The sequence below is a fragment of the Mycobacterium sp. genome (genome assembly GCF_046095365.1).
GTDB lineage: Bacteria > Actinomycetota > Actinomycetes > Mycobacteriales > Mycobacteriaceae > Mycobacterium.
In genome coordinates this window covers 1-11,980 of sequence record NZ_JBJTJF010000195.1, presented here as the reverse complement: position 1 = coordinate 11,980, position 11,980 = coordinate 1, and the positions used below count along the sequence as shown (strand labels likewise).

General features: G+C 69.5%; 10 protein-coding genes. 3 read left to right on the top strand and 7 right to left on the bottom strand.

Translation table 11 applies throughout. The features are described from left to right. Together ACKOQ4_RS14840 and ACKOQ4_RS14835 are read right to left on the bottom strand one after the other, a co-directional pair. On the bottom strand, positions 1-1,080 hold a 1,080-nt coding region (locus ACKOQ4_RS14840), incomplete at its 3' end, for a sulfatase-like hydrolase/transferase (RefSeq protein ID WP_526293154.1). Next, positions 1,077-1,541, bottom strand: a complete 465-nt coding sequence (locus ACKOQ4_RS14835) for an SRPBCC family protein (RefSeq protein WP_526293152.1) — start codon at positions 1,539-1,541, stop codon at positions 1,077-1,079. The genes ACKOQ4_RS14840 and ACKOQ4_RS14835, both read right to left, overlap by 4 nt. A 30-nt stretch (positions 1,542-1,571) precedes the next feature. On the opposite strand from ACKOQ4_RS14835, the gene fadD2 reads away from it, so the two are divergent. Next, positions 1,572-3,251: a long-chain-fatty-acid--CoA ligase FadD2 gene (gene fadD2 / locus ACKOQ4_RS14830; RefSeq protein WP_526293151.1), complete on the top strand. Its 1,680-nt coding sequence runs from the start codon at positions 1,572-1,574 to the stop codon at positions 3,249-3,251. Between the two features lie 4 nt (positions 3,252-3,255). On the opposite strand, the gene ACKOQ4_RS14825 is transcribed toward fadD2, so the two are convergent. Then, a complete protein-coding gene (locus ACKOQ4_RS14825; protein ID WP_526293149.1) occupies positions 3,256-5,454 on the bottom strand; it encodes an acyl-CoA dehydrogenase family protein in 2,199 nt (732 codons plus the stop codon). Positions 5,455-5,487: 33 nt separating this feature from the next. Further along, on the bottom strand, positions 5,488-6,765 hold the full coding sequence (locus ACKOQ4_RS14820; RefSeq protein ID WP_526293158.1) for an MFS transporter: 1,278 nt from the start codon (positions 6,763-6,765) through the stop codon (positions 5,488-5,490). A 199-nt stretch (positions 6,766-6,964) separates the two neighbouring features. On the opposite strand from ACKOQ4_RS14820, the gene ACKOQ4_RS14815 reads away from it, so the two are divergent. Together ACKOQ4_RS14815 and ACKOQ4_RS14810 are read left to right on the top strand one after the other, a co-directional pair. Further along, the gene (locus ACKOQ4_RS14815; RefSeq protein WP_526293156.1) at positions 6,965-7,876 is read left to right on the top strand and encodes an oxygenase MpaB family protein; all 912 of its coding nucleotides are present in this window, start codon (positions 6,965-6,967) and stop codon (positions 7,874-7,876) included. A gap of 9 nt (positions 7,877-7,885) precedes the next feature. Further along, positions 7,886-8,785: a class I SAM-dependent methyltransferase gene (locus ACKOQ4_RS14810; RefSeq protein WP_526293147.1), complete on the top strand. Its 900-nt coding sequence runs from the start codon at positions 7,886-7,888 to the stop codon at positions 8,783-8,785. Here ACKOQ4_RS14810 and ACKOQ4_RS14805 read toward each other — a convergent pair. The 3 genes from ACKOQ4_RS14805 to ACKOQ4_RS14795 form a co-directional block, all read right to left on the bottom strand. Further along, complete coding sequence (locus ACKOQ4_RS14805; RefSeq protein WP_526293145.1) at positions 8,775-9,965, bottom strand: alpha/beta hydrolase; 1,191 nt, start codon at positions 9,963-9,965, stop codon at positions 8,775-8,777. The genes ACKOQ4_RS14810 and ACKOQ4_RS14805 overlap by 11 nt on opposite strands. A gap of 115 nt (positions 9,966-10,080) precedes the next feature. Continuing rightward, the gene (locus tag ACKOQ4_RS14800) at positions 10,081-11,058 is read right to left on the bottom strand and encodes a hypothetical protein (RefSeq protein WP_526293143.1); all 978 of its coding nucleotides are present in this window, start codon (positions 11,056-11,058) and stop codon (positions 10,081-10,083) included. Further along, on the bottom strand, positions 11,055-11,980 hold a 926-nt coding region (locus tag ACKOQ4_RS14795; RefSeq protein WP_526293141.1), incomplete at its 5' end, for a DUF5631 domain-containing protein. The genes ACKOQ4_RS14795 and ACKOQ4_RS14800, both read right to left, overlap by 4 nt.

The window sequence follows — 11,980 nt, the reverse complement described above, 5'->3', positions numbered from 1 at the left end:
CCCGATCCGGGCCACGGTGAACGGCACCCGGGTGGCCTCGTCGTAGAGGTTGAACCATTTCTGGTGCAGGCCGCCGTGCGCCCCGAGCAGGTCGCCGTGATCGGCGGTGCGGACCAGCACGGCGTTCTGCGATCCGCCGGTAACAGCGCGGCGGACCCGGTCGATCGGGGTGTCGACCTCGGCGTGCAGCCGGTAGTAGGTGTCGCGGTATCGCTGAGCGAACCGGTCGTAGACCTGCTGGATCGCCGCGGCCGGACCGTAGCCGGAGTAGTAGGCCTCCCGGAAGGCGATCTGGGCGGCGGGCTTGGTGCGCAGATCCTCCTGCGCAGTCGGCGCGGGGGGCACATGCGGGGGGTCCAGCGGTGCGGGCTTCAGCGGGCTGCGCAGCGCCCAGGCGGGGAACAGCACGATGTCATGCGGGTTGACGAAGCTGGCCACCAGCAGGAAGGGGCGCAGTGCCGCCGGATCGCCGGCCCGACGGCGGGCGTAGCGGTCCTCCAGCCACGCCACCACCCGGTCGGCGGTCAGCGGGTCGCGGCGCAGTCCGCAGTTCGCGGTCTTCGCGCCGTGCGGTTCGGGGCCGACCCACCCGGAAAAGCCATACGGGGCAAGCGGATCCGCCTCGAGGTACCGGCGCACCGCGGCCGGATCGACCACCCCGTCGTCGTCGTTGGTGGCCAGGATTCCGCCCGTCGCGGGGTCGGTGAGATCGGCGTGGGAGATGTGCCACTTGCCGTCGTAGTGGGTGTCATAGCCGGCGGCCCGGAACCAGTTGCCCAGGGTCGGCACCTCACCGGCCCGCAGCCAGCGCATCCGGGAGTCGTCGTAGGACTTACCGATCCCGTCGGTCTGGGTGACGCCGTGCAGGTCCGGGTACTGCCCGGTGAACATCGTCGGACGGCTGGGTACGCACGCCAGCGACCCGGTGTAGTGCCGGGCGAAGCTGACCCCGTTCTCGTCGAACCAGCGCCGTCCGGTCAGCACCCGGCTGCGCCAGTCCAGGACCTCGGGGGACTCATAGGGCGGGATCGCGCGTTCCTCGTCTGTCATGACGATCACGATGTCGGGGCGTTCGGTCACGGTGATCCCTCCAGTCGGGCGGCGAGTCCGGTGAGCATGTGTTCGGACTGTCTTGCCATCATCCGGCACAGCGCGTGTTGTGCCACCCGCGCCAGCGGATTGCCGCCGGCGCGCACCACGCTGGTCAGGGTGACCGCGGTGCCGGTGCCGGCAGGCTCGAGCGTCCACCGGTTGCTCACCTGGCCGACCCGTCCGGGCAGGCCCTCGATCCGGTAGGCCAGCACGGCCGGCGGGGTGAACTCGGTGATCCGCTCGACCAGTGCGTCGCGGCCGACCTGGACCCGGCGGGTCGTTCCGACCGCCGGGCCCGCCGCGCCGTGTTCGAGCAGGCAGGAGTGGTCGACGTTGCCCGCCCAGGAACTGATCGCGCCGAAGTCGGCCAGGGCGTCCCACACCGCGCCGGGGGAGGCGGCGATGACGCGCGTCCGGTGAATTCGGGCCACCTGATCATCCAACCTCATCCGGACGTCTCGATGGCTACGCTGGTCGGCATGCCGAATTTCACCGATCTCGCCAGCAAGGCAGTGGACAAAGCGCGCCAGTACGCCGAACGCGGAGCGGCCGAGTTGCACTACCTGCAGAAGATGATCGCCTCAGGGGCGTTCGGGCTTGAGCCCCCGCAGAACTTCGCCGCACTGGCCGCCGACGTCCGGAGGTGGGGCGAGGTCGGGATGATCCCCGCGCTCAACGCGCGCCGCAATCCCAATCGGCTGGCCATCATCGACGACGAGGGGACGATGACCTTCGCCGAACTCCACGAGGCCACCAACGCCGCCGCCAACGGGCTGCTGGCGATGGGTGTCAAGGGCGGCGACGGTGTGGCCATCCTGTGTCGCAACCACCGCTGGTTCCTGATCGCGAACTACGCCTGTGCCCGGGTGGGCGCCCGCACCATCATGATGAACACCGAGTTCTCCGGCCCGCAGATCCGCGACGTGACGGCCCGCGAGGGCGGCAAGGTCATCATCTACGACGACGAGTACGCCGAGGCGGTCATGATGGCCGACGCCCCGCTGGGCAAGCTGCGGGCTCTGGCGACCAACCCGGACGCCGACGGGCCGTCCGGCAGCACCGACGAGACACTGGCCGACCTGATCGCCCGAAGCCCCAGGACCGACGCCCCGAAGGCCACCAAGCGATCGTCGATCATCATTTTGACCAGCGGCACCACCGGAACCCCGAAGGGCGCCAACCGGCACGCGCCGCCGACTCTGGCCCCGATCGGCGGGGTGCTCTCGCACGTGCCGTTCAAGGCCGGAGAGGTGACCGCGCTGCCGTCGCCGATGTTCCATGCGCTGGGCTATCTGCACGCGACGATCGCCATGACGCTGGGCTCGACGCTGGTGCTGCACCGCCGCTTCGACCCGGCCACCGTGCTCACCGACGTGCCCAAGTACCGGGTGACCGCCATAGTCGTGGTGCCGGTGATGCTCTCCCGGATGCTCGACGTGCTGGAGAAGATGGAGTCCAAGCCGGACCTTTCCTCGCTGCGCATCATCTTCGCCTCGGGTTCGCAACTGGGCGCCGAACTGGCCACCCGGGCGATGAAGGACATCGGCCCGGTGGTCTACAACCTCTACGGCTCGACCGAGATCGCGTTCGTCTCCATAGCCCGGCCCCAGGACCTGCGCAGAAACCCGGCCACGGTCGGGCCGACGATCAAGGGCGTGAAGGTCAAGATCCTCGACGACCATGGCAAGGAGGTTCCGCAGGGCAAGGTCGGTCGGATCTTCGTCGGCAACTTCTTCCCGTTCGAGGGCTATACCGGCGGGGGCGGCAAGGAGATCATCGACGGGCTGATGTCCTCGGGCGACGTCGGCTACTTCGACGACCACGGGCTGCTCTACGTCAGCGGCCGCGACGACGAGATGATCGTCTCGGGCGGGGAGAACGTGTTCCCCGCCGAGGTTGAGGACCTCATCAGCGGACACCCCGAGGTCGTCGAGGCCACCGCGATCGGTGTGGACGACCAGGACTTCGGCCAGCGACTGCGTGCCTTCGTGGTGCTCAAGGAGGAGGCCTCCCTCACTGAGGAGGCGATCAAGGACTATGTCAAGGAACACCTCGCGCGCTACAAGGTGCCACGCGAGGTGATCTTCCTCGCCGAGTTGCCGCGCAATCCGACCGGCAAGATTCTCAAGCGCGAACTGCGCCAGATCGAGATCCGGTAGCGCCCTAGGGATCGCGGGGCAGGCCGAGCAGCCTCTCGGCGATGATGTTCAACTGCACTTCCGACGTACCGCCGTAGATCGTGGTGGCGCGGCTGGCCAACAGGAACTCCGCCCACTTGCCTTCCGGCGAATCCTCCTCCCACACCGCGCCGTCGACGCCGAAGGAGGACACCGCGAACTCGGCGTAGCCCTGCCCGGTTCGCATCGACAACAGCTTGGAGATCGCCGCCGACGGCATGGCGTCGCCGCCGGCCAGTGTCAACAGCGTCGAGCGCATGTTCATCAGCTTGGCGGCGTGTCCCTCGGCGATCAGCACCCCGGCCCGGTGCTGGCCCACCTGGTCGAAGTGGCCGGATCCGACGAACTCCACGAAGCGGTTCAGGTTCGGCAGGAACCACGGCTCGTCGCTGCCGATCGAGACCCGTTCGGCGGTGAGGGTGTTGCGGCTGACCTCCCAGCCGTGGTCCACCTCGCCCAGCACCAGGTCGTCGGGGACGAACACGTCATCGATGAAGACGGTGTTGAACAACGCGTTGCCGGTGAGCTCCCGCAGCGGCTTGATCTCGACTCCCGGTTGCTTCATGTCCAGCAGGAAGTAGCTGATCCCGTTGTGCTTCGGTGCGTCCGGGTTGGTCCTGGCCAGCAGCGCGCCCCACTGGGCGAACTGCGCCGCGGTGGTCCAGATCTTCTGCCCGGTGATCCGCCAGCCGCCGTCCACCCGGGTGGCCTTGGTGGTGAGGCTGGCCAGGTCCGAACCGGCACCCGGCTCGGAAAACAGCTGGCACCATGCCATTTCGCCGCGGAACGTGGGCGGTAGGAACCGCTGTTGCTGTTCGTCGGAGCCGTAGGTGACGATCGAGGGGATAAGCCACGCCGCGATACCCATTCCGGGTCGCTTGACGCGGCCGGCGGTGAACTCCTGGGAGATGATGATCTGCTCGACAGGCCCGGATGCCCGGCCCCACGGTCGGGGCAGGTGTGGCTGCACCCAGCCGCCCTCGGCGATGGCGGCTTTGCGTTCCTCGCGCGGAATCGCCTTGAGCGCAGCGACTTCGGCGCGGATCTCCGCGCGCAGTTTCTCGGTGTCCGGATCGAGGTCGATGTCCAGCGGCCGCATTCCGGTGGCCGTCGCGGTGTCGAAGACCCGCTGCGGGTAGTCGGCCGAGCGGCCGAAGGCCGCCACCAGGCCGAGAGCGTGCCGGTAGTAGACGTTGGTGTCGTGCTCCCAGGTGAACCCGATCCCGCCGTGCACCTGGATGCAGTCCTGGGCACAGCGCTGGGCTGCCGCCGGGGCCAGGGTGCCGGCGACCGCCGCCGCGAATTCGTAGTGAGTGGCCGCGTTGTCCCAGTTCCGACCGGCCGCCTCGTCGACGGCCCGGGCGGCGTCCCACACCGCGGCGGTGGCACGCTCGGTGGTGGCGATCATCTCGGCGCACTTGTGCTTGATCGCCTGGAACTGTCCGATCGGCCGGCCGAACTGCTCGCGGATCTTGGCGTATTCCGACGCGGCGTCGGTGGCCCAGCGGGCCAGGCCCACCGCCTCGGCCGAGAGCAGGGTGGTCACGATGGCGCGCGCGGCGGCCTGGGAGACCCCGGAGAGCAGTCGCTCGGCGCCGACCTGCACGGCGTTGGCCCGGACGTGGGCGACCGGGCGCAACGGGTCGACCGACCGGACCGCCTCGATCTCCAGTGAGTCCGCGTCCAGCACGGCCCATTCGACTCCGCCGTCGATGGCGACGGGCAGCACGAGTGCCGAGGCCTGGGCTGCGGCTGGCACCGAGCGCGCTTCTCCCCGGATCACCAGCGTGCCGTTCTGGCGGGTGGCGGTCAGATCGGACTCCAGCGCGAAGGCCGCGACGGTCTCGCCGGCCGCGATTTCGGCCAGCAGTTTGGCGTCCGGGTCGTGGGCGGCGATCAGCGCGCCGGCGACGGCCGAGGAAACGTAGGGCCCGGGGACGGCGCCGTAGCCGAACTCCGCGATCGCGATGGCCGATTCCAGCAGTCCGAAGCCCTGTCCGCCGACCGATTCGGCCAGGTGCAGCCCGTGCAGACCCTGTTCGGCCGCGGCCCGCCAGTACGGCGGCGGGTTGCCGATCGGGGTCTCCAGCGCGGCGTGCAGGAACTCGGCCGGGGCTACCCGGCGGACGAGTGCGCGCACCGAATCGGCGAGATCCTGATGCTCCGACGTGATCGCGAGGGGCATGTGTCGATCGCCTCCAACTCTCAAGGGACCCGATTAACCGGTGGGTTGGGACCGAGGGTACTCCCCGGACCCGCCGCGGCGGTCGGGGCTGGGCGTGGCCCGCAGCCACACCACCAGGCTCGCTCCGAGGACCATGATGGCCCCGACCGCCCACATACCGGCCCGGTTGGCTCCGGTCAGATCCGCCAGCGCGCCGGTGGCGTAGGGGGCGGCGAACCCCCCGAGGTTGCCCACCGAGTTGATCAGGCCGATCCCGGCCGCGGCCGCCGCGCCGGTCAGGAAGCGCGGCGGCAGCGCCCAGAACACCGGTAGCGCCGCGAATATGCCGACCGCCGCGATCGTCACGAGGGCCATGGTGGCGACCGGATGGTCCAGGTAAAGCGCCAGCGGGATGGCGATGCCGCCGAGCAACAGCGGAAGTGCCACGTGCCAGACGTGCTCGCCGATCCGGTCGGCGTGCCGGGACCACAGGAACATCGCCGCCGCGCCGAAAAGGTAGGGGACCGCGGTGATGAAACCGACCTCGATCAGCGTCGGATGTACGCCGAACGAGGTCTTGAAGCCCGCCACGATCGAGGGGAGGAAGAAGGCCAGTGCATACAACCCGTAGGCAACGCCGAAGTAGACCACCGCCAGAGCCCAGACCCGCGGACTGGTCAGTGCCCGGCGCAGCGGGTACCGGTAGGTGGTGCTGACGTGGCGGTCTTCGGCGGCGAGTGTGTTGATCAGCCATTCACGCTGGGTCTCGCTGAGCCAGTGCGCGTCTGTGGGCCCATCGGTGAGGGTGAACCAGACGACAATGCCGAGCAACACCGCGGGCAGGCCGACGCAGATCATCATGAACCGCCATCCCGCCAGTCCGAGAACACCGTGCCCGGTCTCGATCAACCAGGCGCACAACGGGTTGCCGACAGCCGATGCAATGGGAACGGCCAGCATGAAGACCCCGACGACGCGAGCCCGGTAGCCGGCCGGGAACCAGCTGCTGAGGTAGAACACCACACCGGGGAACAGGCCCGCTTCGGCGACACCTAGCAGGAAACGCAACGCCAGCAGGGTGGCCGCGTTGGGCGCGAAGGCTGTCGCCACGGCGATGATTCCCCACGAGACGGCGATGCGCGCCAGCCAGCGCCGGGCGCCGAAGCGAACCAGCGCGAGATTCGACGGCACCTCCACCAGCACGTAGCCGACGAAGAAGATGCCCGAGGCAAGGCCGAACATGGTTGCCGACAGCTGCAGGTCTGCGCTCACCTGCATCTTGGCGATACCGAGATTGGTTCGGTCAAGGTAGTTGACGAAGTACAACGCCATCAGCAGCGGTACCAGTCGCACGGTGACCCGGCGTAGTGCCCCGGTTCGGTGCGGGTCAGCGTCCACCCGGCCTCCCGTAGACGGTGTCGAACCAATCCGATTCGGGCTCAATGTTTTCCACCGGTGGCGATCTTGACATCGCCGCGAGGGTGACACAATATCGGGAAACGATCGTTTTCCAGACAGTGCGACAGGGGTCCTGCGGGTGAGCGGATACGCCGGCGTGGTCGAACGGCCGGTCAGCGAGTCGTGCGGTCCGGCCGCAGGCCGCGGACTGTTGCAGCGGCTGATCCGGCCGGCCTTCTTCGACGACGGTATCCCGGGCATCGCACTGCTGGCCGGCCCGGCGAACGTCATCATGCAACTCGGCCATCCGGCTGTGGGATACGGCGTCATGGAGAGCCGGGTGGACAGCGGACGCATCGACCGCCACCCGATCAAGCGTGCCCGCACAACCTTCACCTACCTCGCCGTGGCCACCAGGGGCACACCGGAGCAGCAGAAGGCCTACCGCAAAGCGGTGACCGAAGCGCACAAGCAGGTCACCTCGACCGCGGACAGCCCGGTCAAGTACAACGCACTCGATCCCGATCTCCAGCTGTGGGTGGCGGCCTGCCTGTACAAGGGCGGTGTCGACGTCCGCCGCACGTTCATCGGCGAGATGGACGACCAGACCGCCGACCAGCACTACCGCGACAGCATGGCGCTGGGCACCATGCTGCAGATGCGAGCGGAGATGTGGCCGGCCGACCGCGCCGCCTTCGACAGGTACTGGGACGATCAGCTCGACAAGATCCACATCGACGATGCCGTCCGGGAGTTCCTCTACCCGATCGCGGTAGCCCGTCTGCGGGGCCTGCGGCTGCCGTTCCCGCTGCAGAACATCAACGAGGGCCTCGCGCTGCTGATCACCACCGGGTTCCTGCCCCAGCGCTTCCGAGACGAGATGAAGCTGGACTGGAGCCGCTCCAAGCAACGCGAGTTCGACGCGCTGATGACCGCGATAAGGCTGGGCAGTTCCGTAGCGCCGTCTTTCGTGCGCAACTTCCCCTTCAATCTGCTTCTGCATGACGTCGATTGGCGGATGCGGACCGGCCGGCCGCTGGTCTGACGTTCCAGCGTGCGCAGCGACAACGACAGCTGGGATATCACCACCGGCGTGGGTTCCACGGCTCTGTTCGTCGCCGCTGCCCGCGCCCTGGAGGCACAGAAGTCCGAACCGCTGGCCGTCGACTCCTACGCGGAGGTGTTCTGCCGGGCGGCGGGGGGACCGTGGGCCGATCTGCTTGACGGCTCCGCGCCGGGTCATCCGCTGCGCTCCGAGGAATTCGGCGTCCACTTCGTCACCTTTCAGGCCGCGCGGACCCGGTACTTCGACGACTACTTCCAGGCGGCAGCCGATGCCGGGGTCCGCCAGATCGTCCTGCTGGCAGCAGGTCTGGATTCCCGTGCCTACCGCCTGGACTGGCCCGCCGGGACCTCCGTCTTCGAGCTCGACCAGCCCCGCGTGCTGGCTTTCAAACGCCAGACCATGGAGCAGCGCGGCGTCGCACCGAAGGCGCCGCGCCGGGAAGTCGCCGTCGACCTGCGCGAGGACTGGCCCGCGGCGCTGCGGGAGGCCGGGTTCGACCCCGGCGAGCCGTCGGCCTGGATCGCCGAGGGCCTGCTGATCTACCTGCCCGCAGCGGCGCAGGAGAAACTGTTCAGCGGTATCGACACACTGGCCTGCCCGGGTAGCCGCCTGGCCGTCGAGGAGGGCCGGCCGATGGACGAGACCGCCTTCGAGGCCAAGCGCGAAGAGGCCAAGCAAGCCGACGACATGCGCGGGCAGTGGTGGCAGCTGGTCTACAACGAGCAGTGCGCCCCTGCCGCGCAGTGGTTCTCCGAGCGCGGCTGGGCGGCCGAGGCGACGAGCCTGACCGAGTACCTCGACGCGGTCGGTCGCGCGGCGCCGACGGCGGACGCCGAGGTGACGAACATGATCCGCAGCATCACCCTGGTCAGCGCCGTCAAGAACTGAACATCAACGGGCGCAGGAAGCGGTTGGTCCGACGCAGGTATTCCGGCTGGCTCACGTGCAGCACGTGGTTGCCGGGGAACCAGTGCAACGCGCAGCGATCCCAGTGCTCCCACAGTGCCTCGGCGTGGCCCGGAGGTGCAAGCCGGTCGCCGAGGCCGGTGATGATCAGTCTGCGGTCCTTGGGGACCAGGGGCCGGTAGTTGAGCGGGGAGTGGTAGGCGAACCCGGAGTAGGCCTCTTCGCGGCTCATCCCGCCGACGAAGCGGGCCAACTGGACAACCTTGCTCGCCGGCCACCACTCGTCGAACGCCGACTCCGGTGTCACCAGCGGAACGTTGGGGATCACCGCCTCAAGCCGGTCGTCGGCCGACGCCACCAACGCCGATGTGTAGCCGCCCAGGGAGAGCCCGGTAAGGGCGATGCGGTCTACGCCGTTGTGCTGCAACCAGTTCAGTATGGTGCGGAAGTCATACACCGCCTGGCCCATCGCCTCGGCGAATCCGGTCATCCCGTTGGCGAAGAAGCCGTAGCCGCTGAACGGGGATCCGCCTTCGGCACGACGACCGTGGAACGGCAGCGTGTAGAGCAGCACGTCGTAGCCGGATCGGTAGAACCAGGGCAGTGCGAAGAACAGTCCGTTGAGCAGGTACGGCGACCCCATGAAACCGTGGATCACGCACAGGGTGGGACGAGGGCCGTCGGTGTGACGCCAATGCTGGAACCGAACGATGTTGTTGCGCTGGAACACTCGCCATCTCTCGCGTACGTCGGGGTTGATCGGTTCGAAGGCGCTCGGGAAGGAGCCGTTGTGGACGTTGCCGTGTGCGATGTACCCGGCGATCGGATTGGCCGCGCGGGTGGAGACGTTCGGGACCGTGGACGGAGCCGGAAACGACTTCGCCGGATCCTTCCGGGCGGCGAGATCGACGTAGAAGCCGATGTTGTCGCGTTCCCGCCTCGCCTCGTCGCGGCGCAGGGCAGTGGTCAGGATCGTCGGCGCGACGGCCGCTCCGATCACCGTCGATATCGCGGTGCGCAGGCCGATGTCGGCGAGGGCCGAGGAGTCCACCACCACTCGCTGAAACCGCGTCAGGTCCGAACGGGCCGGCAGGCCCGCCGATCCCGCGTCGGCTCCCGGTATGTCCGGCACCGGAATGGGCAGCTCGACGTCGGGGGTCATGGTCGATCGGCCTTTCCGGGCAGCGCCTGCGACCGCTACTGCACCGCCGACGATGGTAGTCGCGCGGAAGGGCGCGCCGTGGCTTCCGGGCCTCCGTGTTCCGGGTTGCGGCGGCTCAGAGGTCCCGCTTGGCTGCGCCGGACGGATCCCCGCCCGCGGCTGTGGGCGCGTTGATCCGGCGGGTGACAACGGGTTTGGCTTCGGCCTTCGTAGACACCGGGGCAAGGGAGGACGGCGGGATCAGTCGGCCCTGAACCGGTGCGCCGTTGCGAACCGCGGGCGCCGAGACGCGTCTGGTCTCGGCCTTGGCATCTTTGTCGGCGCCGGCGCCGGCCATCGAACCGGGCGGAACCACGGGCAGCCCCGCCATACCGGCCGTCCCGGTCGCGGCCGGTGCGTTGGTTCCCGGCTTGGCGATCGGTGCGGGCGGTGTCGACGACGGCGCAGTGCTCGCCGAGGGCACCGGGGGCGGTCCGAGGAAGGCCGTGGGTGCGGTGATTCCTGGCCCGTCACCCGCGCCTGGGCCGCGCCACCCGTCCCCGGCGGTGTCTGCCCCCGTCCCGCCGCCGAAGCCCTCGGCGAGAGGTGCGCCGGCCGGATCGGGCTCCCCATCCGGTGCGGCGGCACTCTCGGCGGCCTGGCGTACCACGTAGGCACCGGCCTGCACGGCCTGCTGAAGTCCCTGGCCGACTTGCTGGGGAAGCGCGACCAGGGGTTGCAATGCCCCGCTGACGGCACCGGCCACCGCGCCGGCGATGCTCGACGCCAGCTGGGGCAGCTGCCCAGCCGTCCCGGCCGCCTGATCGGGGCCGGCGGCAAGGGCGTTCAACTCCTCGGCGGCCTGCTGGTCGTAGGCGCCGAACTTCCCGGCGGCGTCGCCTGTCCTGGCCTCGCGCTCGGCATGCATCTCGGCGCTCGCGGCGGCATCCGCCTCGTCGCCCATGTTGGCGGCCAGGCCGAGTATTGCCAGCAGCTGCTCGATCGGCGTGACTCCGGCCACCACGGGATCCGAGGCGATCCGCGGCGGAGCCGTGTTCATCGCCACCGCCTGCAGATACCTCTCGACGTCGGCGTGCAGCTGACCGTCGGTCATCGCCGCCCGGCCCGGGTCAACGCCAGGAACCACGCGAAGTGGTAGTTGGCCGTCGTGATCCGTTCGTGCACAAGGGCATCGACGGCGGCGAGCAACTGCCAGTCGGCCACCCGATCGTGGTTCACCGCCGCCGGGTAGCTGTCGAGCACCTCGCCCGCGGTCGCGTCGAGATGCCGGCGCAGCAGGGCAATCTCGGAGTCCAGCACCCCGGTGCCCGATGACGCGGCCCGGGCGAGGGTGTGCGCCAGCCGCGGCAGTCCGTCGCGCCCCCTGACTGTCTGGGACAGCTCCCAGGCCAGATCGTCGACCGGGACGGTCTCGCGGGCACAGTCCGGCACCGCCGTCTCCCCGTCGGCGGCCGCGGGGCCCGGGCCGGGCTGGTAGACCGCGGTGAGCACGCTTCCGCCGAGCAACGCGGCGAGATCGGCCGGGCGCGCGGCCGGCGGCAGCAGTCCCACCCCGGTCGGAATGCGCACACCCGGGGGAATCCAACCGCAGGCGAGATCGGTCACCAGGAGGATGGTTCCGTTTCCGAGGTCGCCTAACGCCCAACGCAACTCGGGCCGCTGTCGGGCCACCGCGGTCAGCAAGCTGTGTAGACGGCCTATCCCACTGGCCCGGGTCGCGCCGGCGTCGAACGCTCTCTGGGGATGCCCCGCCGCGGATGCGGCGACTCCGGACGCGACCGCCGTCATCCGGCGTCCCACCGGATACTGCCCGGCGGGCCCGGGAGGGCCGGAGGCACTGACCGGCGCGCCGGCGGGCGCGGCCGCGGTGACGGGTGGTGCGCTGAGACCCTGAGGCCGGATGTCGGCGCCGTAGGGGAGCAGTGGTCGTGGAGCGGCCGCCGCCGGCGGGGCTGCGGCGGTGTGCCCTGCCGGTGCGGGGACGACCGGCGCGCGGGTGAGCCCGGCGGTGGCGG

Excerpts from the sequence above, each read along its gene's own strand:
- ACKOQ4_RS14805 (WP_526293145.1), bottom strand. The coding sequence starts at position 9,965 with ATGACCCCCGACGTCGAGCTGCCCATTCCGGTGCCGGACATACCGGGA.
- ACKOQ4_RS14835 (WP_526293152.1), bottom strand. The coding sequence starts at position 1,541 with ATGAGGTTGGATGATCAGGTGGCCCGAATTCACCGGACGCGCGTCATC.
- ACKOQ4_RS14825 (WP_526293149.1), bottom strand. The coding sequence starts at position 5,454 with ATGCCCCTCGCGATCACGTCGGAGCATCAGGATCTCGCCGATTCGGTG.
- ACKOQ4_RS14820 (WP_526293158.1), bottom strand. The coding sequence starts at position 6,765 with ATGGCGTTGTACTTCGTCAACTACCTTGACCGAACCAATCTCGGTATC.
- fadD2 (WP_526293151.1), top strand. The coding sequence starts at position 1,572 with ATGCCGAATTTCACCGATCTCGCCAGCAAGGCAGTGGACAAAGCGCGC.
- ACKOQ4_RS14800 (WP_526293143.1), bottom strand. The coding sequence starts at position 11,058 with ATGACCGACGGTCAGCTGCACGCCGACGTCGAGAGGTATCTGCAGGCG.